At 54.8% G+C, this 23,387-nt stretch carries 21 protein-coding genes; 13 read left to right on the forward strand and 8 right to left on the reverse strand.

What is annotated here, in order from left to right:
• Positions 1 to 17: 17 nt before the first annotated feature.
• The 6 genes from ACT3XD_RS09865 to astB all read left to right on the forward strand — a co-directional run bounded on the left by ACT3XD_RS09865 (position 18) and on the right by astB (position 7,393).
• Positions 18 to 992 carry a GlxA family transcriptional regulator gene (locus ACT3XD_RS09865; RefSeq protein ID WP_192536862.1) on the forward strand — a complete coding sequence of 325 codons (975 nt, stop codon included), beginning with the start codon at positions 18 to 20 and terminating at the stop codon, positions 990 to 992.
• Positions 993 to 1,166: 174 nt separating this feature from the next.
• The gene (locus tag ACT3XD_RS09870) at positions 1,167 to 2,381 is read left to right on the forward strand and encodes an aspartate aminotransferase family protein (RefSeq protein ID WP_192536863.1); all 1,215 of its coding nucleotides are present in this window, start codon (positions 1,167 to 1,169) and stop codon (positions 2,379 to 2,381) included.
• Between the two features lie 38 nt (positions 2,382 to 2,419).
• Complete coding sequence (locus ACT3XD_RS09875) at positions 2,420 to 3,502, forward strand: arginine N-succinyltransferase (RefSeq protein ID WP_192536864.1); 1,083 nt, start codon at positions 2,420 to 2,422, stop codon at positions 3,500 to 3,502.
• Positions 3,502 to 4,530 (forward strand): arginine N-succinyltransferase, encoded by a 1,029-nt coding sequence (gene astA / locus ACT3XD_RS09880; protein WP_192536927.1) that lies wholly within the window; start codon positions 3,502 to 3,504, stop codon positions 4,528 to 4,530. Before ACT3XD_RS09875 ends, astA begins: the two co-directional genes overlap by 1 nt.
• 17 nt (positions 4,531 to 4,547) lie before the next feature.
• Positions 4,548 to 6,020: a succinylglutamate-semialdehyde dehydrogenase gene (gene astD / locus ACT3XD_RS09885; protein WP_192536865.1), complete on the forward strand. Its 1,473-nt coding sequence runs from the start codon at positions 4,548 to 4,550 to the stop codon at positions 6,018 to 6,020.
• Positions 6,017 to 7,393 carry an N-succinylarginine dihydrolase gene (gene astB, locus ACT3XD_RS09890; protein ID WP_192536866.1) on the forward strand — a complete coding sequence of 459 codons (1,377 nt, stop codon included), beginning with the start codon at positions 6,017 to 6,019 and terminating at the stop codon, positions 7,391 to 7,393. The genes astD and astB overlap by 4 nt, the downstream gene beginning before the upstream one ends.
• Positions 7,394 to 7,458: 65 nt before the next feature.
• On the opposite strand, the gene ACT3XD_RS09895 is transcribed toward astB, so the two are convergent.
• A complete protein-coding gene (locus tag ACT3XD_RS09895; protein ID WP_192536867.1) occupies positions 7,459 to 8,385 on the reverse strand; it encodes a DMT family transporter in 927 nt (308 codons plus the stop codon).
• Between the two features lie 109 nt (positions 8,386 to 8,494).
• On the opposite strand from ACT3XD_RS09895, the gene ACT3XD_RS09900 reads away from it, so the two are divergent.
• A complete protein-coding gene (locus tag ACT3XD_RS09900) occupies positions 8,495 to 8,983 on the forward strand; it encodes a MarR family winged helix-turn-helix transcriptional regulator (RefSeq protein WP_192536868.1) in 489 nt (162 codons plus the stop codon).
• 36 nt (positions 8,984 to 9,019) lie between these two features.
• Here ACT3XD_RS09900 and ACT3XD_RS09905 read toward each other — a convergent pair whose 3' ends face one another.
• Positions 9,020 to 9,898, reverse strand: coding sequence for a LysR family transcriptional regulator (locus tag ACT3XD_RS09905; RefSeq protein WP_192536869.1), 879 nt, complete (start codon positions 9,896 to 9,898; stop codon positions 9,020 to 9,022).
• An 88-nt stretch (positions 9,899 to 9,986) separates the two neighbouring features.
• Between ACT3XD_RS09905 and ACT3XD_RS09910 the strand changes: the two genes are divergently transcribed.
• The gene (locus tag ACT3XD_RS09910; protein ID WP_192536870.1) at positions 9,987 to 10,739 is read left to right on the forward strand and encodes an NAD(P)H-dependent oxidoreductase; all 753 of its coding nucleotides are present in this window, start codon (positions 9,987 to 9,989) and stop codon (positions 10,737 to 10,739) included.
• A gap of 137 nt (positions 10,740 to 10,876) precedes the next feature.
• Here ACT3XD_RS09910 and ACT3XD_RS09915 read toward each other — a convergent pair whose 3' ends face one another.
• The 3 genes from ACT3XD_RS09915 to ACT3XD_RS09925 are packed head-to-tail and all read right to left on the reverse strand — an operon-like array spanning position 10,877 to position 15,561.
• Complete coding sequence (locus ACT3XD_RS09915; protein WP_192536871.1) at positions 10,877 to 12,265, reverse strand: ATP-binding protein; 1,389 nt, start codon at positions 12,263 to 12,265, stop codon at positions 10,877 to 10,879.
• A gap of 45 nt (positions 12,266 to 12,310) precedes the next feature.
• On the reverse strand, positions 12,311 to 13,318 hold the full coding sequence (locus tag ACT3XD_RS09920; RefSeq protein WP_192536872.1) for an alpha/beta hydrolase: 1,008 nt from the start codon (positions 13,316 to 13,318) through the stop codon (positions 12,311 to 12,313).
• 11 nt (positions 13,319 to 13,329) lie between these two features.
• Positions 13,330 to 15,561, reverse strand: a complete 2,232-nt coding sequence (locus ACT3XD_RS09925; RefSeq protein ID WP_192536873.1) for a TonB-dependent siderophore receptor — start codon at positions 15,559 to 15,561, stop codon at positions 13,330 to 13,332.
• A 259-nt stretch (positions 15,562 to 15,820) separates the two neighbouring features.
• Here ACT3XD_RS09925 and ACT3XD_RS09930 point away from each other — a divergent pair, with 259 nt between their 5' ends.
• The 5 genes from ACT3XD_RS09930 to ACT3XD_RS09950 all read left to right on the forward strand — a co-directional run bounded on the left by ACT3XD_RS09930 (position 15,821) and on the right by ACT3XD_RS09950 (position 19,403).
• Entirely contained in the window at positions 15,821 to 16,279 is a 459-nt protein-coding gene (locus ACT3XD_RS09930; RefSeq protein WP_018916558.1) for a GNAT family N-acetyltransferase, read from the forward strand.
• Positions 16,280 to 16,306: 27 nt separating this feature from the next.
• Positions 16,307 to 17,026 carry a 5,6-dimethylbenzimidazole synthase gene (gene bluB, locus ACT3XD_RS09935; protein WP_192536874.1) on the forward strand — a complete coding sequence of 240 codons (720 nt, stop codon included), beginning with the start codon at positions 16,307 to 16,309 and terminating at the stop codon, positions 17,024 to 17,026.
• A gap of 88 nt (positions 17,027 to 17,114) precedes the next feature.
• Complete coding sequence (locus ACT3XD_RS09940; protein WP_192536875.1) at positions 17,115 to 17,591, forward strand: GNAT family N-acetyltransferase; 477 nt, start codon at positions 17,115 to 17,117, stop codon at positions 17,589 to 17,591.
• A gap of 77 nt (positions 17,592 to 17,668) precedes the next feature.
• Positions 17,669 to 17,896 (forward strand): hypothetical protein, encoded by a 228-nt coding sequence (locus tag ACT3XD_RS09945; RefSeq protein ID WP_192536876.1) that lies wholly within the window; start codon positions 17,669 to 17,671, stop codon positions 17,894 to 17,896.
• Positions 17,889 to 19,403 carry a sodium:solute symporter family protein gene (locus ACT3XD_RS09950; RefSeq protein ID WP_192536877.1) on the forward strand — a complete coding sequence of 505 codons (1,515 nt, stop codon included), beginning with the start codon at positions 17,889 to 17,891 and terminating at the stop codon, positions 19,401 to 19,403. Before ACT3XD_RS09945 ends, ACT3XD_RS09950 begins: the two co-directional genes overlap by 8 nt.
• 17 nt (positions 19,404 to 19,420) lie before the next feature.
• Here the strand turns inward: ACT3XD_RS09950 and ACT3XD_RS09955 are convergent, their stop codons facing one another.
• From ACT3XD_RS09955 to ACT3XD_RS09965, 3 genes are all read right to left on the reverse strand, one after another.
• Positions 19,421 to 21,271, reverse strand: a complete 1,851-nt coding sequence (locus ACT3XD_RS09955; RefSeq protein WP_192536878.1) for a GGDEF domain-containing protein — start codon at positions 21,269 to 21,271, stop codon at positions 19,421 to 19,423.
• Positions 21,272 to 21,656: 385 nt separating this feature from the next.
• On the reverse strand, positions 21,657 to 22,715 hold the full coding sequence (locus tag ACT3XD_RS09960) for an SPFH domain-containing protein (protein ID WP_192536879.1): 1,059 nt from the start codon (positions 22,713 to 22,715) through the stop codon (positions 21,657 to 21,659).
• Between the two features lie 2 nt (positions 22,716 to 22,717).
• Positions 22,718 to 23,212 carry a nodulation efficiency, NfeD-like protein gene (locus tag ACT3XD_RS09965; protein WP_192536880.1) on the reverse strand — a complete coding sequence of 165 codons (495 nt, stop codon included), beginning with the start codon at positions 23,210 to 23,212 and terminating at the stop codon, positions 22,718 to 22,720.
• Positions 23,213 to 23,387 lie beyond the last annotated feature (175 nt).

The following is a 23,387-nucleotide window of genomic DNA, read 5'->3' on the forward strand; positions in this document are numbered from 1 at the left end:
TCTGACGGCGATTTGGCATGCAGCCCAACCCCATAACTTCCTCATTAACATTTGCGCGCCAGCGCATAGGGGTATTGCTGCTGCCTGGGTTTTCAATGCTTTCGCATGCCAGCGCCGTTGAGCCACTACTTATGGCCAATCAATTGAGCGGGCAGGTGCTTTATCAGGTATTTACGCTAAGTAATGATGAGCAGCCTGTACGAAGCAGCGCCCAACTCACCTGCAATGCTGACTACACTCTCAAGCAGTCGCCGCCTAATTTGGATATGATTTTGATCTGTGCACCCTCTCCACTGCCTTATGCACTCCCGGCGAACCTAGTGGAATGGCTGCGTCAGCAGCATGGGCGCACACTATTGGGAGGCTTGGCCGGTGGGGCGGAGGTACTGGCGCGTGCGGGGTTGCTAGAAGGCTACCGAGCGACCTTGCCCTGGCAGCGTTTTGCGGCATTTTCCCAAGCCTATCCTCAAGTAACGCTCTCACAGCAGCTGTTTGAAATCGACCGCAACCGGCTTACCTGTGCCAGTGGCACGGCCGCGCTGGATATGATGTTGACCGTTGTTCGCCAGCAGCAAAGTGACCACTTGGTTGAACAGGTATCTGAGCACTTTATGTGCGAGCGTATTCGCATGGCCGATGAGCGCCAGCATGTGCCGCTGCGTCATCGCCTGGGCCATGCTCCACAAAGCCTGGTCGATGCGGTTACCCTGATGGAAGCCAATATTGAAGAGCCGCTTTCCACTCTGGAGCTTTCGGAACATTTAGGGATTTCTCGCCGCCAGCTTGAGCGGCTATTCAAAAAGCATCTTCAGGCAGTGCCCAGCCGTTATTACCTTAACTTGCGCTTGCAGGAAGCGCGTAAGCAGCTGCGCGAGAGTGACCGCCCTGCAGGCGATATCGCCTTTGCGACAGGGTTTTCCTCGGCTGCACATTTTTCAACGGCTTACCGTAATCATTTTGGGTTAACCCCGCGGGAAGAGCGTTTGGGCTAATGCTTGCTCACAGCGCACAATCTGCAGCACTGAAATAACGCCAGACATCCTAATCACAAACAACCTGAAGTATGTGCAGGTTTTCATAATTTACCGTCCCATTACTGAAAGCGGGCGACCTCGTGAGCCCCGTATACTGATTCGACTGATTATTTCTATTGGAGAGTTTGCCCCATGAGCACGATCCCGACTCGGCAGGATTTTGATCACTACATGACCCCCAACTATGCACCGCAGCAGATTATCCCGGTGCGCGGAGAAGGTAGCCGATTATGGGATCAGCAGGGGCGTGAATATATCGACTTTGCGGGCGGCATTGCGGTGAACTCGCTGGGTCACTGTCACCCTGTATTGGTTAACGCGCTGAAAGAGCAGGGCGAAAAGCTCTGGCACCTTTCCAATATCTATACCAATGAGCCTGCGCTTAAGCTGGCCAAAAAGCTGGTCGAATGCACTTTTGCCGACAAGGTGTACCTGTGCTCTTCTGGCGGTGAAGCCAACGAAGCGGCGCTTAAGCTGGCACGCCGTTACGCTGTAGATAATTACGGTGAACAGAAAGACAAGATCATTTCATTCAACCAGTCTTTCCATGGCCGCACGCTGTTTACCGTGAGCGTGGGTGGCCAGCCCAAGTATTCCCAGGGTTTTGGCCCGGTGCCTGGCGGCATTTTGCACGCTGAGTTTAATGATCTGGAAAGTGTGCGTGCGTTAATGGGCGATGACACCTGCGCGGTGATGGTCGAACCCATGCAGGGCGAGGGCGGCATTTTGCCCGCCACTCCAGAATTTTTGAAAGGCCTGCGCGAGCTGTGCGATCAGCACAATGCTCTGCTGGTGTTTGATGAGGTTCAAACCGGCGTTGGCCGTTGCGGTACGCTTTATGCCTACGAGCGTTATGGCGTGACGCCGGATATTCTCACCAGTGCCAAATCGCTGGGTGGTGGCTTCCCCGTCGGCGCAATGCTGGCAACCGATAACGTCGCCAAATCACTCGCCTTTGGAACCCATGGTTCTACCTATGGCGGTAACGCCCTGGGTTCAGCGATTGCGCTGGCTGCTCTGGAATTTATCGATACGCCTGACGTGCTGGAAGGCGTGCAAAAGCGCCATGATCTTTTCCGTGAGCATCTGGAAACTATTAATCGCAAGCACGGCGTATTTAAAGAGATTCGCGGTATGGGGCTGTTGATGGGCGCCCAGATGTCGGATGCCTATGAGGGCCGTGCCAAGGACATTCTGCCGTTGGCCATCGAGGAAGGCGTAATGGCGCTGATCGCAGGCCCTAACGTACTTCGCTTGGCGCCTTCGCTGGTAGTGCCTGAGGCAGACATCGCCGAAGGCATGGCCCGCCTGGAGCGTGCGATTGAGCGTCTTGTTGCCAACGCATGAATTCGCCCACGGCGACATCGAGAGAGGGGGCGTCAAAGATGCTGGTCATTCGTCCGGTAAAAATGGCGGATTTAGAAGCGCTGGTCATGTTGGCAGAGCACGCGACTCCCAAGCTCACCAACTTACCTGCTAATCGTGAACGTCTGGAGGAGCGCATTACGCGCTCCCTGGCGTCATTTAATGACGAGATCGAATTTCCGGGTAACGAGCACTACACCTTCGTTCTGGAAAACAGCGCGCAGGTGGATAAAGCGGGTAATGGGGAAGTGCTCGGAACCGCTACCATTCGTGCCCAGGCGGGCGCCAGTGAAGCCTATTATACCTATCGTCAGGAAACGCTGATCCACGCCTCGCAGCAGCTAAACGTACGCCGCGAAGTACAAACCCTGGCGCTTTCCCATGAAGTGTCTGACGCCACGCTGCTTTGCGCCTACTCGTTAAATCCGCGCTATAAAGGTACCAGCGCGGAAAGCCTGCTTCGCCGTGCCCGGCTGATGTTTATTGCCCAGTACCCCGAGCGTTTTTCGCGCATATTGGCCGTGGCGTTTCCCGGGTACCTGGATGCCCAGAACGAATCACCTTTTTGGGAAAGCGTGGGCCATCACTTTTTTGCCCGCAGTTTTCACGATATCAATCATATTGCGGGAGTGCGCTCCAAAAGCTTTATTGCCGAGGTAATGCCGCAGTTTCCGCTGTATCTGCCACTGCTTACTCCGCCAGCCCGGGCCGCGATTGGCCGGGAGCATCCCGCCCACGAGGACGCCTTGCAAGAAATGCTGGCGGAAGGGTTTGTGCGCTCGCGCCATGTGGATATTTTCGATGCAGGCCCGATTGTCAAAGCCGAGCGTGAGCGTCTCGCCACCTTTTGCCGGGCTGCCTGGCATCCGGTGCGAATTCGCCCGGAAAGCGCCTTGCCCGATGCAGAGCCTGCCTTGATTGCCAATCAGGCGCTGGATAACTTCCGCTGTATTGTGACGCGCTACGCGCTTTCGCCCACTGGCCAGCTGATGCTTTCAGAAGCGGATGCCAAACGTCTCGGCGTGGAAGAAGGCCGGGCTGTGTTTGCCGCGCCGCTCACGCTTCCCGCGGCGGTGGATGCCTTTGATGAAGGAGAACTATGATGCGCATTCGACCGATTGCCCGGGCTGACGCCGATGGGCTGCTGGCGCTTGCGCAGCAGGCGGGGGTGGGGTTTACCTCGTTGCCTAGCAATCGCGAGTTTCTCGCCGGCAAAATTGAGTCCTCCGTTCGCGCATTCGAAGAGCGCACGCCCGTCAACGACCGGCTTTACTTCTTCGTATTGGAAGATGAAGACAATGGCGAGCTGGCCGGCTGCTGTGCGATTGAAGGTCAGGTAGGCCATGAAGTGCCTTTCTATAACTATCGGTTGGGCACCCTGGCTCATTCATCGGTACAGCTGGATTTGCACCGCACCATCGATACGCTGTTTCTAAGTTCTGATCATACCGGGGATGCAGAAGTCTGCTCGCTGTTTTTGCGCCCGGAATACCGCGGTGAGGCAAACAAGCATCTGCGCAACGGTGCGCTGCTCTCCAAAGCCCGCTGGCTGTTTATTGCTCAGTTTCGTGATCGCTTCCCCGAAAAAGTGCTCGCGGAAATGCGTGGCGTGTTCGATGAGCAGAACCGTAGTCCCTTCTGGGAAAGCCTGGGCAAGCATTTCTTCCCCATGGACTTTAATGAAGCCGACCGGCTCACGGGGCTGGGGCAGAAAAGCTTTATCGGCGAATTGATGCCGCGCTTTCCCATTTACACCACCTTTATGGCCGAGGAGGCGCGCGCGTGTATTGGCCAAGTGCATCGTCATACAAGGCCCGCGCTTGAAATGCTCAAAAAAGAGGGGCTGCGCTGGGAAGGCTACATCGATATTTTTGATGGCGGCCCGACGGTTGAAGCCTATATCGATGACGTGCGGGCTGTGCGCAATTCACAGCTTTATCAAGTTGAAATAGCCGCTGATGCCTCTGAGGAGAGCGTTAGCCGCTGGCTGGCCGCGACCACAAGCATGCAGTCCTTTACTGCCGCATGGATAGGCCGTGCGCCCACGCGTGACACGATTGTTTTAAGCAGCACAGAAGCGCAGCGTCTTGGGGTTACCTCAGGCGATACCGTTCGGCTTCTGGAAACCTAACAGACGAGGAGAATACGATGCAGGCCCAACAGCAGCAGCTTATCAACGGCGTCTGGATGGACGGCGCTGCAGAATCGCTAAACAAGTACGATCCTGTGTCAGGCGAGCTACTCTGGCAAGGGGGGGCGGCCAGCCGTACTCAGGTCGAGAGTGCGGTGAAAGCCGCACGCAACGCTTTTCCTGACTGGGCAAAATTACCCTTTAGCGAACGCCAAGCCCTCGCCGAACGCTTTGCCGACGTCGTCAAAAGCCGCTCTGAAGTGTTAGCGACAGCAATTGCCAGTGAAACCGGCAAACCGCTTTGGGAAGCACGCACCGAAGTAGGCGCGATGGTTGGCAAGATAGCGCTTTCGATTAAAGCCTACACTGAGCGCACCGGCGAGCGTGAAAAACCGGTAGGCAGCGCCAAAGCGGTCCTGCGTCATCGACCTCATGGCGTCATGGCCGTATTTGGCCCGTATAATTTCCCAGGTCACTTGCCCAATGGTCATATGGTGCCCGCTCTGCTGGCGGGCAATACCGTGGTCTTCAAACCCAGTGATCAAACACCGCTGACCGCCGATTTAACCCTGCAGTGCTGGCTTGAGGCCGGGCTGCCCGAGGGCATTATCAACTTGGTACAGGGCGGTGTGCCGGTGGGGCAGGCGCTTTCCGCGCATCCCGGTATTGATGGCTTGCTGTTTACCGGCAGCGCCAAGGTTGGCGGCATGTTACAGCAACAGTTTGCAGGCCAGCTGAATAAAATTCTGGCGTTAGAGCTGGGCGGTAATAACCCGCTGGTGGTCAAGGACATCGACGACGAACGCGCGGCCGTGCTCACCATTTTGCAGTCGGCTTATCTTTCCGGCGGCCAGCGCTGCACCTGCGCGCGTCGGCTTATTGTCCCGCAAGGCGAGCAGGGCGACCGGCTTATTGAGGCGCTCTCTGAAGCGATTGCCAAACTGCATGTGGCCGGACCGTTTGAAAATAATCCCGAGCCGTTTTATGGCGGCTTGGTAAGCGTTGCCGCTGCGGATGGCTTATTGGACGCTCAGGAATCGTTGGAAGCTTTAGGCGGCACGGTGATCAACCGCATGCAGCGCCTCAAAAAAGGCACCAGTCTGCTCAGCCCGGCGTTAATTGATATGACCGGTCTGGATGTGCCTGATGAAGAGTACTTCGGCCCGCTGCTTAAAATTCATCGCTATAGCGATTGGGATGAAGCGCTCAAGCTTGCCAACGATACGCGCTACGGGCTTTCGGCCGGGCTAATTGGCGGTGATCAAGATGATTGGGCTGATTTCCTGCTGCGCATTCGCGCGGGGATCGTGAACTGGAACCGCCAAACTACCGGTGCCTCCGGTGATGCGCCTTTCGGCGGTGTCGGCGACAGTGGCAACCATCGTCCCAGCGCTTACTATGCGGCGGACTACTGCGCCTACCCGGTGGCTTCCATGGAAGCCGATAGCCTGGAAATTCCCGAAACCTTACCGCCGGGAGTCAGCCTATGAGCGGGGCGGCGAACAGCAGCGCGTATGGCGTGCACGAGGTCAATTTCGACGGTTTGGTAGGCCCGACACATAACTACTCGGGGCTGGCTGTGGGGAATGTGGCTTCCATGAGCCATGGTGGCCTGGTCTCCAATCCCAAAGAGGGCGCGCTGCAGGGGCTTTTAAAAATGAAGTCGCTGATGGAAGCGGGCTACGCCCAGGGCGTTTTGCCGCCCCAGCAGCGCCCGGATATCGGCGCGCTGCGCGACTTGGGTTTTAGCGGCAGCAATCATGACGTGCTTACTCGTGCCGCCGCTGATGCCCCGCAGCTGCTGCGTGCCGTTTGCTCGGCTTCCAGCATGTGGACGGCCAATGCAGGCACCGTTACACCCAGCATCGACGCGCCGGATCGCCGGGTGCACTTTACCCCGGCCAACCTGCAGTCAAGCTTTCACCGCTTTCTCGAGCCGCAAACCACGGGGCGCGTGCTGCAAGCCATTTTTCACAGTGAGCAGCACTTCGCCCATCATCCTGTGCTGCCTGCTACGCCTGCATTTTCCGATGAGGGGGCAGCCAATCATACTCGCCTGTGTGGAGAGTACGGTGAGCCGGGCGTGCATCTGTTTGTGTATGGCCGTCAGGCATTTGGTGACGTGCGTAGCGGTGAGCGCGAACCCAAGCGCTATCCCGCCCGCCAAACGCTGGAAGCTAGCCAAGCCATTGCCCGCCAGCATGGTTTAAGTGAAGCGCAAACGGTGTTTGCCCAGCAGCATCCAGATGCTATTGATGCGGGCGTGTTCCATAACGATGTCATCGCCGTGGGCAATGGCCCCGTGCTGCTGTATCACGAAATGGCTTTCCTGGACGAAGAGGGCACGCTCGACGAGCTGCGCCGCAAGATGACGACGCCCTTGATTCCCGTTCGCGTACCGATTGAAGCGGTAAGCCTGGAAGACGCAGTGGCGTCTTACCTGTTTAACTCGCAGCTGCTTTCCAACCCGGATGGCACCATGACACTGGTCGTACCCAGCGAATGCCAGGAGCGTGAGGCGGTCTGGCGCACCGTTCAAGACTACCTGCTGGCAGGCAATAACCCGATCAGTGACGTAGTGGTGAAAGACGTCAAGCAAAGCATGCGCAACGGCGGCGGCCCCGCCTGCCTGCGCCTGCGCGTCGCGCTGTCAGAAGCCGAGCGCGCAGCCCTCACCGGTCGTGTTCTGCTCACCAACGATCTTTATGAAGATCTCACTGCCTGGGTCAACCGCCACTACCGCGACCGTCTCGCCACACAAGACCTCGCCGACCCGAAGCTTGCAGAAGAATCCCTCACCGCGTTGGACGAACTAACGCAGCTGCTTAAAATCGGCTCGGTTTATCCGTTTCAGCTGGGGTAGAAAAATAGTGATGTGACGCCGCTCATTCAGCCGACTAACAACAAGGATTTTGCAGAGCAGCTTATCTAAGGAAGCTTTCTGGCTTTGCCAATATTAAGCAGGGCGATGCCTGTGCCTATCAGCAGCGCGCCGGGGAGTAAGCCCTCGGGTGCGGCTTCTCCCTGTAGCAATATCGCAACGGGTACACCAACCACTGCCCCGACGGAACCCAGTAGGCTAAGAAGCACCGGGCCACCCGTTTTTTGAAGGAGAAAAAGGAGTAAAAACTGGCCTGCAAACACCACTGATTGAAGGGCGATCAACAGAAGTGGAAGACGTTGCTCGGTTGGAACCTCAAGCGAAAAACCAGGCAGCAGGCCGACACTGAACAGAAAGACTGCTGCGGCTACTAGCATACCGGGCGCCAGCGCCTCGCCTGACACACCCGCTGGCCAGCGCAGCGTTCGGTAAAGATTGCCGATAGCCAACAGTACCGGACCCGTCAACGCCAGCAAAATCCACACATAGTCGGCATCAGGCGCGGAAAGCTTGTGAGCCGCCAAGGTGACGGCACCCGCGAGTGCGGACATAACACCCACTGCACGCATCATCTGGAAGCGTTCCAGCTTTAATATCAGCGCGCCAACGTAGGTAAGCAGCGGCGGCAATGTAATCACAAGGGCGACAAAACCTGCACCGATATGCGGAATAGCCGAGAAGAAAATCAGGTTAGAACCCGCCACGCCCACAAAGGCCGAAACAAGGTAGTACTCAAGCGTGCGGCCAGTGACAGGCGGCAAATTGCTGCGTAGCGCTGCTACCACCAGCAGAATTAAAGCCGCGCCGGCAATCGACCAAAATAGAAAGGCGAGTGGCGACAGCTGCGCTTCACCGGCCAGTTTAGCCAGGTTGGTTGAGAGACCAAGCAGCGCACCACCGGTGACAAGATAGATAAATGCGGCAAGCCGCGTATGTTTGGGAAGTGCCCCTGTTCTTGTCTTGGATGAATGCATAGCGTGGCTCTTTTAGTTGCTCTTAAAGACGATTTTTAAAATACCTTGATATCAAGGTATATGGCTTTTTACCTTGACGTCAAGCTAAAAGTCGGCAAGCATAAGCGTCATGGATCACGTCGATAAAATACTCGCCCAGTGGCAAAAAGAGCGCCCCGACCTGGATGTCGCCCCTATGGGCACGCTGGGCCGGATTAAGCGGCTGCACCAGAGCCTGATGCGTCGCATGGAGCAGACCTGGGCGGCGTATGGCCTTAACGACTCAAGCTTTGATGTACTGGCCACGCTGCGCCGCGAAGGCCCGCCTTATGCGCTTTCACCCAGCGACTTAATGGCCTCCACCATGGTGACATCCGGCACCATGACGCATCGGCTTCAGCAGTTGGAAAAAGCAGAATTGATTGAGCGTGTCAAAAACCCCGCCGACGGGCGAGGCTTTCTGATTTCGCTATCGGATCAAGGATTTGCGTTAATTGACGAAGTCGTTGCTGCTCATGTGGCGACACAGGCAGAGCTGGTCAGTGGCCTAAGCGATGAACAGCGGACGCAACTTGATGCGTTGCTTAAGCAGTTTTTGGCAGAATTTGAGCCCGCATAAGGCGTATCACGTCTGCTTGGCATATTAGCGGGTGGGTTAATCTGCTTGCTCGCATACTGCTTTCGTTATCGCTTTCATGAAAACCTGCACTCTGGCTGCATAGCGTAAATCGGGGTGAGTTAGAAACCAGAGCTGGGTAGTAAGTTCTTCCACTGGCTTGGTAAGCCTGATTAGCTCCTCGTCATGATCCCCAAGGTAGCAGGGAAGTACCGCAATGCCTGCTCCCTGGCGCACGGCCAGCTGTATTCCCAGCATGCTATCCAATTTGTAGCCCGTGCTTTTACCCATCATCCATTTCTCGAGCGTTGCATCGCCCATATGCGTATCTGGGCCTATCCAGCTTTCACCGTCGAGCGACGTAGGATCCAGCGGTACAGGCGTCGTTTGCCAGCGCTTTTTCTGTCCGTAAATGGCTAAGCAGATATCGCTTAGCTTGCGGCCCACAAGAGTTTCCGGTGGGCTGAGTGTCGGACGAATGGCAATGTCCGCTTCTCTTCGCGATAGGCTTTGCAACTGGTTTGAGATCACCACTTCCAGCGTAATATCAGGATACTGTTGACGAAACTTGGTAAACAGAGGACATAGCCATCCTGCAAAAAGCGTGTCGGTAGTGGTGATGCGAAGGCTTCCACAAAGCTTCAGGTCTTGCCCAATAAGGCGGCGCTCAGCGCTATCAACCTCTATCTGAACACGCGTTGCCGTTGCCGCCAGATCTTCTCCTGCCAGTGTCGGGGTATAGCCATGCCGATGACGCTCAAACAAAGTGACGTTCAGGCGTTTTTCAATCGCGTTGAGGCGGCGAAATACGGTGGCGTGGCTGATACGCAGGTGCCGACTGGCGCCGGATAACGAGCCTGTTTGAGCGATAGCCAATATCACTTGAAGATCATCCCACTTTAGCTGCTGTTCACTCATGCAAACCTGGTTCTCTTTTTTGGGGAATGTTGGTGCAAATATGAGCAGGGTAGCCTGTCATTCAATCCAGCGACAGGTATGAAAGTTCATGAACGTATTGATTGTCACGGCTCATCCAGAGCCACATTCGTTTAATGGTGGGTTGGTCGATACCGCCGTCAATCAATTGAAAAAAGCAGGGCATTCGGTTGATGTGGATGATCTTTATGCTGAACGCTTCAATGCGATAGAGCACGCCGAACACTATTCCCAACGAGTTGATCAAGACTATTTCGCAGCACTAGATGAGCAGCGCCATCATCACAAAAATGCAGCACTGCCCGCGGATATCCAGCGCGAGTTGGCAAGGCTGGAATGGGCCGATCTGGTGATCTTTCAGTTCCCGCTATGGTGGCATGCACAGCCTGCGGTACTAAAAGGATGGTTTGATCGGGTATTGGTTTATGGCGGGCGCTACACAAGTCGCATGCGTTACGATCAAGGTTACTTTAAAGGCAAACGCGCCATGCTGTCGGTGACCGCAGGCTCACCGGAAGCCGCTTTTCAACCCTTTGGCCGGGCGGGCAATATGGTGGCCTGGCTATGGCCCATTCACTCATCGCTTTATTACGTAGGGTTTGACGTACTGGCGCCTCAACTGAGTTACGGCGTGCAGGGTGGCGGCATTAAGTATCAGAATGAGGAAGCTCTACGCAAGCATCTCAACGTCTGCAAACAGCGCTGGGCCGAGCGTCTAACGCACTGGGAGTGTGAAAAGCCGATACCGTTTGCCGGATGGGAAGACTGGGATGAAGAAGGCATGCTAAGTAAAACGGCGCCTCTTCGCTGGCGGCTAGGCTAAGGCTGCCTGAGGAAGAAAGTAAGAAAGAAAGGCAGAAAGGCAGAAAAGCCGATAGCAGGGAGGTTTTGCCTTAAGGTTTAGGTTTACCATCGCCACCGGCCCAGGCCGGTGACGTTGGTTAAAGACTTGCCAATCGTTTACTCATTGATCGCTTGAATGCGCCGAACGTGGTCGCCCCGAGGGTCATTTTCGCCGCGGGCCTTATTGACCGCGAATATGTGGCCTTGGCCATCGGCGTGAACGTGATTGGGGTAGGTGCCGCCGTCGATATTGGCGACAAGTTCACCCTCGCGGTTGAGGATGGCGAGCGTACCGGAGGCGCGGTTGCTCACATACGCCAAGCCACTATCGGCTTCAAACGCCACATTGAGCGGGCCAGCGCCGACCGGTACGTCGTGGACGATATCGCCAGATGCGATATCCACGTAAAGCAGATTGTCAGAGCCTTGCGAGGCCACCAGCAACTGTTCACTTTGCGCATCAAAAGCAACGCCGGAGGCGCGGTTGGCGTTGGTCAGCGTAATCACCTTTTCAACACTATCGTTTTGGGTATCGATGACTACCGCCTCGGGAGTGCTGATACTCACGGTAAACAAACGACCAGAGGCTTCATCCAGCGCCAGGCTCATGGGTGTGAATTGCTCACCACGTACGGATGATGAAATCTCGATCTGCCCGAGAGGTTCAAGGGTTGATGCATCGAACACCGATAGATAGTTTTCACCGGTCGCCGAGACATACGCCTTGCCGCGCTGGCTATCGATAATTACATCGCGGGAGTGGGGCACTGTTCCGGCGTCGAACTGTTTAACCAAAGATAAGTCGTCCTGACGATAGACCGCAACGGTATTTTCGCGGGTATTGGTCACCCAGACGTTGCCGTTGGCATCATCCACCCCCACGCCATACGCTGCAAAGACGCGTTCATCATCGTAATCGGGCACCTGGTGTGGCGTCACTCGAGCAATTACTTCAAGGGTATCAGGATCGACTTTAAGTAGTTCTGACTGAGTGACCGGCGGGCGTCCTACTGCGCGGGTGACGAACAGCGCACTGTTTTTAGCGCTATAGGCACTTTGATAGAGACCTGCAGGCAGGGCGGTATCAACCACATCAAAGGCGTCATCGCCGTTTAACGCAATGGGCGGCGAGATTTTAAGATCGACAATGCTGGCAGCATAGGGATTTTCGGCGATCAACACCAACGGGTGACGTCCGGGAGCGGCGTCTTCGGGCAGGGTAATGGTCGCGGTGAAGCTGCCATCGTCATCGGCGGTGTAAGCAGTATCGTTAAGTGGCGTATTGCCACGTGAAAGCTCCACGGTCTGGCCGGGGGTGAAATCACGACCCACAAACTCAACATCGCTGCCGGGAAGAATAACTGGCGTTGTGGCGTAAACGCTGCCCTTAAAATCGGTGTCGGGCTGGTCAAAGACTTGAGCCGATGCCACTGAAGGCAGGGTACATAAAGCGATGATAACGGCCGCTAAAGGCTTGAGGCGATAACCATTGGAAAGGCGTTGCATAGCGTTTGCTCCTTAAAACGTTGGGTAAAAAAGGGTGACGTATCGTCATCGGATGGTGCCGCGGGTGTTGCTGTGATCCGGTATGCCTACCACTTGATGAAGTGCGTCCATCAGCGATGCACGAAACGTCAGGCCATGGCTTAACTCTGGAAATTCGCGGTAGCTGGCCTGTATGCCGTGAACCTGTTGAAGCCGTTCGGCAAGCTTTTCGGTTGAGTCGGTGGGAACACTCGCGACGCGCCGCAGATGGGCCTGCACCCGTGGGTTACTCATATCGCGGTGGCGGGTATCGCGTGCGCGTTCGCCGCCGCCCATGCTTAACAGAACGCGCGCTGGATGACCGGAGTTGTTAGCAGTGAACCGGCGCTCGGGTTCACCCAGCAGGGCGCCATCGGCCCACCAGAGCGAAGGGCTGCCCGCGGCATAAGTACTGAATGCGCCGGTACGGGTATACAGTGTATGCAGTGCAAAAAGCCCGCCCAGTGAATGGCCCCACAGCGTTTGCTGCGTTGTATCCGTTTTGACACGCGTGGCGATTTCCGGGCGTATCTGGCGCTCAATCGTTTCTAAAAAGGCATTCGCACCGCCGCCTCGGCGCTCTGGTGGTGTCTCGGCGTTATCATCAGGTAAAGCGCTAAAGGTGTAATCCCGCATGCGCGCCGGATCGATGCGCAGGTCATTGGCGTAGCCCAAAAATACTAAGATAGGCGGGGGCGTTTGCAAGGCAAGCTCTTTGAGCAGGTCCGTATCGAACTCCATCAGAGCAGCGTTGCCATCCAGCATCCAGAACGCCGGAAAACCGGCCTCGGGGGCAGCCCCCGTCGGGATGGCGAGCGTCACGCGCCAGTGGCGTTCATCATCTGCGCTTGCAACGCTAAAGCGCTCAAAACGATACTCATCAAGCGATTCATCCAGCACGGTATGCGCTAGCGACATGGTAGGCTCACGTTGCTGTGCCAATGCAGCGGTACTCCCAAAACAGATAAGTGCCAGGGTAAGAGCCGCCCCTAACAGGTGCGGCAAGCGATAGGTTTTGTAAGGGGTTAACAACATACGCAGCCCGTTTAGAAATCCATATTCAGCGACATGAAGTAGGCCCGTCCCGGCTCGTTATAGGTGGCAGCACCAGAGCCAAGGCCCGTGTTTTCACGATAGAGGCGCTCGTTGAATAGATTCTCAACCCCTGCGCCCAGGCGTAGGTCATTGGTCAGGTAGTATTGGGCGCTCAACCCCCAAACGCTGTAGGGGCCCCTTACGCTAAGCTCTTCGCCTGATTGCGGGGCCCCGCTGATGCTGCGCGTCGGAGGCGTCTGTTTGCCATACCAGGTGCCCTTGAATAGCATGGAAAGATCGGCGGTTGCCCACCAGTCAAGCGAGGTATTGAGCGTGTACTCGGGAACAATGGAAAGCGGCTGGCCGGTTTGCTGGTTTTTATTCTCTACCATATAGGTAAAGTTGTTGTTCCAGCTGAGCGTGTTGCCATTGTCGCCTATCAAGGGGACCCGCAGGTTGCCTTCCAGGCCGCTTACCACCGCCTTGGAAGCGTTCTGCCACTGGAAAACACCGCCATTGTCGGACACCGTTCGGCCCACTTCATCCAGGCCTGCCTGAATACGATTGTCGTAATCGTTATGGAAGTAGGTCAGTGATGCGTGGTAGCCGTTATCGGCCCACTCAATGCCGATCTCCTTGTTCAAGCTGATTTCCGGGTCAAGGTCACTGTTGCCTTGAACGTAACATCCGCCGCCGCTGTTGCCCGTGTAGCCAAAGGGGCAGCCGTTACCACGGGTATAATAGAGATAGTTATCGTTGGCCTGATAAAGATTGGGCGCTTTAAAGGCTCGCGCAATACCGCCTTTAAAGGTGACGGTATCCGTGGCGTGAAACTGAGTATTCAGGCTGGGGCTCACGTGATTGCCGAACTGGCTATGGTGATCCAGGCGTACACCGGGCGTTACGATCCAGCGCTCGCCCAGGTAGATATTGTCTTCTACAAAGACGGCGGTTGTCTGGGCGTCCGCTTTGCCATCCTGATTGTTTGAGTCGATTCCTGGCACCGAATCGCCCCAGTTGACGGCGCCTTGAACAGCGTACGCGTCTTCAAGGCGACTATCTTGATGCTCAAAACCCACGGTCCAGACGTGTTCATTGCCGGCTAACTGGGTTGGAAGATTCACCTCGCCATCGAGCCGGTAATTGCGCAGCCTGGAGGTCGACCAATCCTGATCGTTACTGATACTCCCTTCCGGGCCCCCGGCCAGGCCTTCGTCCAAACGTGCATTATTGGTGCCTTCAAAGCCGAGCGTTAAGCGCGATGTATTCTCGCCCCAGTTACCTCGGTGAGTGAGTGAGGCGGTATTGCGATACATCCGGTTGGTTTCCGCGCCGCCATTGGCAAGCTCGGTGAGCAGCTCGGTGCCATCGACTCGAACGGCGCGGTCTCCTGCGTAAATATTACCCTGGCGGCTAGTGCCAGCCTCAAGCTCGATCACATTAGCGTCGTTCACATCCCAGCGTAGAAGACCGTTGATATCGCGATTTCGAACGCCTTCGCGTCCGGCTGGCGGTGTGGCATCCGGGGTTGAGGCGAAGTCAGCGTTAACATCCAGCGAGTCGGCATCGGTGCGTGCGACGTTGCCATAAAGTCGAAACGAGAGGTTCTCCAGCAGCGGCCCGGTCAGAACGAATCCCGCACGCTGCGTGTCGCCTTCGGCACTATCTTCCGGTAGGCGCCCATAAAGATTTACAGAACTGCTGAACGTATCAGAGGGCTGCTTGGTAATAATGTTAACAACACCGCCAGAGGCGCCAGAGCCATAGCGGGCAGCGGCTGGCCCGCGCAGTACTTCGATGCGCTCGACAGCCTCTGCGGGCACCCAGTTGGTGTCGCCACGGGTGTTGCGTTCACCGCTGCGGCCCATGCGCACTGAGTTACGCGAGCCGACCGGCCTGCCGTCGATCAGTACCAGAGTGTTTTCAGGCCCCATGCCGCGCAAATCGATTTGACGGTTGTTGCCGTACTGGCCTGAGGCGGTATTGCCGGTTAGGTTGACCCCTGGCATGGTTCTTATCAGTTCGGAAAGGTCGTTGGCGGGTGGGTGTTGCTCAATATCGTCGGCGGTAATCGTCGATGCTCCCAATGCCTGGCTTGCAATGGCTTCAGCGGTCACATAGAGCGTGTCGAATGCCTTTTCGTCACTAGTGTGTTCCTGGGCGAAAAGCGGGTTTGAAAGGGCCAGGGCAACAGCAAGGGAAAGCGAAGAAAGCGCATATGGCGCCGACATAGTGCGAGGCATTGAGGGTAACTCCCTAAAGCGTGGATATTGGCTGAAGCAAGCAAAGCGAATACGTTGACGGCTAAACGTAAAATGTAATGCTAATTTAAATGATAATCGTTTTCAATCTGTAATTAGTATTTACTAATGCTTTGAGCAGCACTGCCGGAGGTCGCTGCGGAAAGGGATGCTCATCTGCCTCGCTGTGATAGCCCGTCACTTACTTGTCTGTATAATCGGCTTTTAATAAACGACATCCTGTTCAAGAGAGAAGGCCGGTATGCCGCTATGTTTTCACTGGGCGCGATTTGATGAGCTGAGTACCCGCGCGTTTTACGAGATCGTCAAAGCGCGTGTAATGGTGTTTGTGGTGGAGCAGCAGTGTGCCTACCAGGAAGTAGACGAATTGGATCCTTTAGCCTGGCATCTTACCGCTACGGTTGAGGGGGAGCTGGCGGCGTATATCCGTGTGGTGGGACCGGGGGATAAATTCGCCGAGCCTTCCATTGGCCGAGTGATGACCCTTAACGCTTTCCGGGGCTGTCAATATGGCCGCGAGCTGATGGCGGAGGCGATTCGTTTTACCGAGCAAACCTATCCGGGCCTGGGTATCAAGATTGGCGCACAAGTCTATTTGAACGCTTTCTACGAGTCGTTTGGGTTCGAGCGCATCAGTGAGCCCTACGATGAAGACGGCATACCGCATATTGATATGGTCAAACCCGCCCCTCACGCTTAAACCACAACGCAACTGGAGTTGATCCCCGTGACCGCCTCAGATGACTCCTTTACAGAGAGTGAACGCCACGGGCTTTATCGCGCCATTTATGAGCGTCGTGACGTGCGCTCACAGTTTCTTCCCGACCCGATTCCAGCTGACGTGCTGGCGCGTCTGTTGCAGGCCGCCCACCACGCACCTTCGGTTGGATTCATGCAGCCATGGGATTTCATTGTCATTGAAAGTCGTGAGGTCAGGGCATCGATTCTGACGCTGTTTGAGCAGGCCAATGAAAAAGCAGCCGAACGCTTTACCGGTGAGCGCAAGAATCTTTATAAAGGCCTCAAGCTTCAGGGCATTCTGGAAAGTCCGCTCAATCTCTGTATTACCTGCGATCGCAGCCGTAGTGGCCCTCACGTGTTGGGGCGCGACAGCATCATGGAGACCGATCTATTCAGTACTTGCCTGGCGGTGCAGAACCTGTGGCTGGCGGCGCGGGCAGAAGGCGTCGGGGTAGGTTGGGTCAGTGTTCTTGACCAAACTCAGTTGAGTGCAGCTCTCAACCTGCCTGAACATGTTTATCCTGTGGCGTATCTATGCCTTGGCTATGTCAGCGAGTTTCTGGATCAGCCGGAGCTTGAAGCCAAGGGCTGGCGCTCACGCTTGCCACTCAGTGAGCTGGTACATGGCGATACCTGGGGAGGGGCGCTTATCAATGAGTTGCTTGAAGCGGCGTTAAATGGGCAGTCTGGCGGGAAAAGCGTTTGACGTCGCGTTAAGAGCACGTTCACCTCTCTAGTGATTGACGATATATGTCATTACCATGTCTGCTTTTGCTAAATATTCTGGAAACCGTATGCACGATGCGATCACCATTGAGCGCCTGAACGCTGATAGTCCGCATGTCCTTGATGTTACGCAATGGATGTTTACGGCCTGGGGACACCTGAATCCAGAGAAGACACTTCAGGACGCCATTGAAGAAACTATTTCCGAGTGCGGTGCCGAGGGCGTGCCGTCTATTTTTATTGCTATGCAAGGCGATATGCCGGTAGGTACCGCCAGCCTGATTGCCGATGATATGAGCATTCGCTCTGAGTTAACTCCCTGGCTTGCTTCGGTGTTCGTACTGCCTGGGTCACGCGGGCGCGGGATTGCTTCCGCACTGGTAAAGCGTGTGGAAGTCGAGGCACAGGCAAATGACATTCGCAGGTTTTACCTCTACACGCCGGACCAGCAGGCGCTATACCAGCGACTGGGCTGGCAGCCGGCCGAGTGCCTTGAGTATCGGGGAGAAGCTGTGACGTTGATGTCACGCCAGTTTGAGATGTAGACGGCAGATAATTAACGGATATGCGTAATGCTATCAATACTGACTATATGCCGCTCGCTAAATAATAGGAAACCACTATGCGACGTTTATTGGTATTGCCCACCACGCGTGCAGGCTGGGGCTTATTCATCGCGTTTGTAGCACTGATCGTAATGGGCACTTGGCCGGTGATTGGCTGGGTCAATCGGTCAATCCTGGTGTTAGGCCTACCCCTGATGGTGGTCTGGAGCTATCTGGTTATTTTTGCCTGCGTGGCGGTTATGTTAGTAGGCAATCGTATTGTCGAGAGGGACAACCATGAATAGCGTTTGGCCGCTTTTTATTACGCTAGCTTACGTTGCCATCGTCATGATGATTGGCTTACGCGCCCGCATTAAAGGCGCCAATATGGACAGTCTGGAGGAGTGGGGCGTTGCCGGGCGCAGCATGGGCCCTGTCATGCTCTATCTGCTGATTGCTGCGGGTAGCGTGAGCGCTTACACCTTTATGGGTGCACCGGGCTGGGCGTATTCTAAAGGCGTGGCGGTCTTTTATGTGGCCACTTACCTGGCCTATCTGGCACTTATCGCCTGGTACTTTGGCCCGAAGGTATGGCAGTTTGGCGCCGAGTTTGGCCACGTGACCCAGGCAAGCGCTATTGCTGATCGCTATCAGAGCCCTGCGCTGGGTGCGCTTGCGGCACTGGTCATGGCGGTGGGCTCGGTTGCCTACGCGGTACTGCAAACCATTGGTTCGGCTTACATCCTGTTTGTGATGAGCGGGGGGCTGATACCGGTCTGGTTGGGTGTTGTGCTGGTATTGACCAGTATTGCCGTCTATTTATACGCCAGCGGGCAGCGAGCCATTGGGCGTACTAATGCGTTCCAGGGCGTGCTGATGCTGGTTGTCGCTTGGGCGGTGGGCATGTGGGCAGTATATAGCGCGACGGGCGGGCTAAGTTTTGCGGGGGTATTTGAGCGCATCCAAGCCGAGCATCCTGAGTTTTTAACGCTGCCAGGCGCCCGTGAAGACATGACCTACAGCTTTTGGACGACCTCGATTATTGTCTCGATGTTTTCCTTTATGCCCCCGGTATGGACTCAATGGATGAGTGCATCTTCAGCGCGTACTATCCGGCGAAGCGCTACTTGGCTGCCGACGTATTACGTGGTGATCTTGCCTATGGTGGTGGTGGGCTTTATCGGTATTTTCTCGCTACCCGAGTTGGTTCGAGCCGATACCGTAGCCCTTGAATATGCCATGCAGCATCTACCGGTGGTACTGGTGGGGTTGCTGGGGGCGGGCACTTTGGCGGCTTCTATGTCGTCCAGCGAGCCGTTCATACATTCGGTATCGCTTTCATTGAGCAAGGATGTCATTCAGCCGCTGTTAAAGCTTTCGAACGCCACAACCGGTAGGCTTGCCAGACTCATGATCGTGCCCATTATGGCGCTGGTGATTGCGCCTTTGGCGATTGCCGAGCCGGGTAGTTTGGTGATGATTTTACTAGTGGGATTGGGGTTTGCATCGCAAGTGCTGCCTGCCTTTATCGGCATGTTCTTCTGGCCTCGCGCGTCACGCCTAGGCGTTATGGCAGGCATTGTGGCAGGCTTTCTGGTAACCGTGGCGTTTACCACGCTATGGTCGCATCCGTTGGGTGTGCATGCTGGTTTCTGGGGGCTAATGATCAACTTGCCCGTATTCATTGGCGTTTCGTTAATGACACCGGCGACTAATATCGACGTGATCGAGCGCTTCTTTCGCATTGCGGCGCCGCGTGGGCTGACCCGTCTTGGCAAAGAAAAAACCAGTAGTGGCAGCCGGTTGAGTTAAGTATGGGTAGGCGGTGTTTATAGCTTACGTTCTGATGTTTCATGCATCTTAGGCGATAGCCTGGTGATAGCCCCTGCTGGGCTATGGCTGCCCAGCATAAACTCCTGTGGTTGAGACGCTTCGGTCCACACGATGCAGCGATTGCGGCCGCCGTTTTTAGCCTGATATAGCGCCTCATCAGCCAGTTTAAGTAGCCTAAATGGATCCTGAGTATGGTCTGGATAGGTTGCCACTCCACAGGAAAACGTCACGTTTCTTAATAACGTACCCTGGTGCGTTAGAGAAAGTTGGGATACCTGTTCCAAGAGCGCGTTAGCGCACGCTTCGGCAGCGTTAACTGAGGTACTTGGCAGCAGAGCAATAAATTCTTCACCGCCAAATCGGCAAACGATATCGAGACCGCGAAAGTGTTGCCTCAGCAGTGCACCAATTGCCACCAGCACGCTATCACCGGCATCATGACCAAAGTGATCGTTGATCTGCTTGAAGTGGTCGATATCCAGCATCAATAGAGTTAGTTGACTGGTATTTTGCTGCGCGCGTCGGCACTCATGTGCGAACACCGTATCGAAATGACGTCGATTGTATAGATTGGTGAGGGAGTCTTTAAAAGACAGATTTTCTAATTCCTGAACGAGGCGATCCAGCTCCTTTGTTCGCGATGCCACCTGATGTTCAAGGGTTTCGTTAGTAAGCGACATTTGCTGCTGTGTATGACGATAGTGCCACAGAAAGATGGCGGCGTTAGCCAGCGAAAAAATCAACGTACCGTAACTTAATGAGATAGGGCGCCAGGCAACGAAGCCGTGGGCTACCAGCATGTCAGCCAATAACAGCGGTATGAAAAAGGTGAAGCTAAGCGCCAATAAGCGTTGCTCGATACTTAATTCGCGAAACCGAAACAGGGCAAGCATTAGCATGGCAGGCAGTGTGACGACTAGCAGCGCATCAAATGCAGGGAACGTGAGAGACAGGCTGATCACCCCTGTCTGAACCAAGCCGATTGAAATAGCGAGATAAGCTAAATGCAGCGTCCAGAGCCGTGTCAGCCAGCGTTTAGTGGTGCCGTTAAACCAGTGGCTTAGCAGCAACCCCAGGGCAACCGGTAACGTATAATAACTGCCTGCACGTAACGTATCCCACGCCAGGGCGTTGTCAATGATTAGCTGACGAGCCGGCGCCTCAGCCAACAGCATCAGCCCTGAGGCGTAGGCAAACAGAGCGATAGCTGCAAAACCGCGCCGTTCGGGGCCCATTAGAGCGAATATGCTGGCTATAAATGCTAAAACGAACACTAGAGCGCTAACAGCAAGGTCTTGAACGGACATTTGGATGATGCTTTTCAATACATCAAGGCGCTCCATTACCTTTACTTCGCCCCACAGGCCAATATTGGTATAATAGGAGAACACTCGTATATTAAGCGATTTGCCGGAAAATCCCTCGGGCAGGTCGACCATGTGCCAGGGCCAGCCTGCAAAATCTCCACGGCCCTGTTCATCGAATTCGCCGTACTGATATATCAGCGTATCATCCAGATAGACCTGGCCAATCAGATCGATACTGGTGATATAAAGTACCGGATCACTCCAGTTACCTTCCGGTAACACACCGCGAAACCATACTTGCTGCTGGCCATTTCGTTCCGGTGGGTTGGCAGGAAAGCTAATGGCGTGCCAGACGGGCGTTGTATTGTTTTGCTGAAGAGTGCCTTGCGTATCAAGAGGGAGGTCGCCCCAATGATATTCCCAGCTATGTAGAGGTTGGGACGCTGTGTCGGCCTTTAAGGCACACGAAAGCAGCACTCCAATACAAAGTGTAATGCCCCACAGGATAGCTTTATAGATGCCATACCCACGCAACAACAAAGTTCTGTTCCTGGTCGCTGTTATGCGGCTGTTAAACGCATCATCACTGGATAATTCGTAACGATGCTAAAACCCGGCAGGCCAGCCATGATCCGCTGAATAAAAGCGGCTAATGATGCTTGGCTTAGCAAGGGTAAGAGATCCCTGACGGATTAAAAACCAGCTGATAAACTTCGCCTACACGCGGCAAAAGAAGTTTGTTTCCCTGCGGGCTGTTTAGATAGGTATGTATCAATATTTTCTTGTTGGGTAAAGTAAAGCAGTTATATGTCACGTTGACTACAAAAAAAAGCCGGGCTTATCATTACCCGGCGTAGTTTGATTTAGTTTAAATTAGCGTTGCATGATTTTTGAATTAGCGATTTTTGTATTAGTGATTTTTTATTTAGCTATTGGTGGCTCCGCCTACCACACCACTGCGAAAGCTGTTGGATGCGCTGGCATTACCTGCACGATGTTTAAGATGTTCCCCCACGGCATCTTCAGGTGAGCCAGCCAGCTCGCGGAACATACCCATTGAACCCAGCAGTGCAGAGGACTCATAAGGTACAAATACTCGCTCGCCATCTTTTGCCATATTGGGCAGGCCTTTGATATAGCTCTGGCCCAGCAAATAGCCTACGACCGTCCGCTTGTTCTCTTCACTATCACCAATCGCGTTAAGTACCAGCTTGATGGATTCCTGCTCGCCCTGAGCACGCAGAATAGCCGACTCCTTATCACCCTGGGCGTTTAGAATGGACGACTCACGCTGGCCCTGCGCCATGGCAATGGCCGCGGATTTTTCACCCTCAGCCTCGGTCACCGTCGCGCGGCGTTTACGTTCGGCGGCCATTTGCAGGCGCATGGCCGTTTCCACCTCTTCGGGCATGGCGATATCCTGTACCTCTACACGAGATATCTTGACGCCCCATTTAGAAGCAGGCTCTTCCATCGCGGCCTGAATTTCATTGTTCACTTCCGCGCGCGACTCAAACAGCTTATCCAGCTCCATTTTGCCAACCACCGAGCGCAGCGTGGTTTTGGCCAGAACCTCGACGGCCTGACTCATATTGACGACTTCGTAAACAGCGCGCTTAGGATCGATGATCTGATAGTAGAGCGCGCCATTGATACGTACGGTCACATTGTCGGTAGTGACAACCGGCTGGCCGGGGAAGTCCATTACCGTCTCGCGGCGGTCAATGCGAATCTCATCAGTGGTAATGGCCTGGTACTCTTCGCCCATTTTGCGATAGCGCAACATAGTGATGGCGCGGGGTTGCTCGATAAAGGGCACGATGATATTGATACCGCTTTCGAGTACGCGATTAAACGAGCCGAGGCGCTCAACCACCATGACCTCAGATTGGCGAACAATGACCAGCCCTTTGGAAATGATCACGATGCCGATAACGACAATAATCAGGCTTATTAACAAACCGGGGCTAATAGGTAGATCCATTATCAAGGTTCCTTACGAAGTGTGGTGTCGTCTTGCAAAGGATTGGGTACTGACGAAGGGAGAGCAACCAGTGCTGTGGTACCTTCAAAGCGTTGAAAAATAACGGAGGTGTCGGGTGGCAGGTCTGTTGTGCCCGTATCGGTGACGCGCAAGCGGTAAAAGTCACCGTTAATTTTGATACCGGTTGCATCGTCATAATCGCGGCGCAACGTATGGTAGTAATTGCCCTTTTCTACCCCCGTGCCGGTGGTGCCGTAGGCAACGCCGCGAGGGGAAAAACGTGGGCGGATCACCCTAATACCTATTGGCACCAGAACACCGGTAAAGATACCCATGCTTAAAAGCTGCCAGGGTAGCGATAATCCCAACGCAGTAACGGCCGCAGTCAAGGCGGCGGCGATGCCAAGCGCCAGCAGTACCATGGCGCCTGATGTTAACTCCCCCAAGCTGAGAAGTAGCGCCAGCACTAACCACGTATAGGCAGGATTCCAATCCATAGTGCCTCCTTTTAAAGTTATCATCAGCCTACCTTAAGCTACTGCGTTAAGTCTGCTTAATTCGCATCTAAGTAAGCGATAAACGCAAACCGCTTTAGTGCTATTCTGCCTGCTTTATGAGCTTGCTTTTAAGAACCTAGCTATAAGAACTCGATTTTAAGAACCTGATTTTAAG

It is taken from the genome of Halomonas sp. AOP7-B1-5, assembly GCF_052353045.1.
Taxonomy (GTDB): domain Bacteria; phylum Pseudomonadota; class Gammaproteobacteria; order Pseudomonadales; family Halomonadaceae; genus Vreelandella; species Vreelandella colorata.

What these genes read in the sequence shown, in the direction of transcription:
- ACT3XD_RS09865 (WP_192536862.1), top strand. Translation starts at nt 18, where the DNA reads ATGCAGCCCAACCCCATAACTTCCTCATTAACATTTGCGCGCCAGCGC.
- ACT3XD_RS09870 (WP_192536863.1), top strand. Translation starts at nt 1,167, where the DNA reads ATGAGCACGATCCCGACTCGGCAGGATTTTGATCACTACATGACCCCC.
- ACT3XD_RS09875 (WP_192536864.1), top strand. Translation starts at nt 2,420, where the DNA reads ATGCTGGTCATTCGTCCGGTAAAAATGGCGGATTTAGAAGCGCTGGTC.
- astA (WP_192536927.1), top strand. Translation starts at nt 3,502, where the DNA reads ATGCGCATTCGACCGATTGCCCGGGCTGACGCCGATGGGCTGCTGGCG.
- astD (WP_192536865.1), top strand. Translation starts at nt 4,548, where the DNA reads ATGCAGGCCCAACAGCAGCAGCTTATCAACGGCGTCTGGATGGACGGC.
- astB (WP_192536866.1), top strand. Translation starts at nt 6,017, where the DNA reads ATGAGCGGGGCGGCGAACAGCAGCGCGTATGGCGTGCACGAGGTCAAT.
- ACT3XD_RS09895 (WP_192536867.1), bottom strand. Translation starts at nt 8,385, where the DNA reads ATGCATTCATCCAAGACAAGAACAGGGGCACTTCCCAAACATACGCGG.
- ACT3XD_RS09900 (WP_192536868.1), top strand. Translation starts at nt 8,495, where the DNA reads ATGGATCACGTCGATAAAATACTCGCCCAGTGGCAAAAAGAGCGCCCC.
- ACT3XD_RS09905 (WP_192536869.1), bottom strand. Translation starts at nt 9,898, where the DNA reads ATGAGTGAACAGCAGCTAAAGTGGGATGATCTTCAAGTGATATTGGCT.
- ACT3XD_RS09910 (WP_192536870.1), top strand. Translation starts at nt 9,987, where the DNA reads ATGAACGTATTGATTGTCACGGCTCATCCAGAGCCACATTCGTTTAAT.
- ACT3XD_RS09915 (WP_192536871.1), bottom strand. Translation starts at nt 12,265, where the DNA reads ATGCAACGCCTTTCCAATGGTTATCGCCTCAAGCCTTTAGCGGCCGTT.
- ACT3XD_RS09920 (WP_192536872.1), bottom strand. Translation starts at nt 13,318, where the DNA reads ATGTTGTTAACCCCTTACAAAACCTATCGCTTGCCGCACCTGTTAGGG.
- ACT3XD_RS09925 (WP_192536873.1), bottom strand. Translation starts at nt 15,561, where the DNA reads ATGCCTCGCACTATGTCGGCGCCATATGCGCTTTCTTCGCTTTCCCTT.
- ACT3XD_RS09930 (WP_018916558.1), top strand. Translation starts at nt 15,821, where the DNA reads ATGCCGCTATGTTTTCACTGGGCGCGATTTGATGAGCTGAGTACCCGC.
- ACT3XD_RS09940 (WP_192536875.1), top strand. Translation starts at nt 17,115, where the DNA reads ATGCACGATGCGATCACCATTGAGCGCCTGAACGCTGATAGTCCGCAT.
- ACT3XD_RS09945 (WP_192536876.1), top strand. Translation starts at nt 17,669, where the DNA reads ATGCGACGTTTATTGGTATTGCCCACCACGCGTGCAGGCTGGGGCTTA.
- ACT3XD_RS09950 (WP_192536877.1), top strand. Translation starts at nt 17,889, where the DNA reads ATGAATAGCGTTTGGCCGCTTTTTATTACGCTAGCTTACGTTGCCATC.
- ACT3XD_RS09960 (WP_192536879.1), bottom strand. Translation starts at nt 22,715, where the DNA reads ATGGATCTACCTATTAGCCCCGGTTTGTTAATAAGCCTGATTATTGTC.
- ACT3XD_RS09965 (WP_192536880.1), bottom strand. Translation starts at nt 23,212, where the DNA reads ATGGATTGGAATCCTGCCTATACGTGGTTAGTGCTGGCGCTACTTCTC.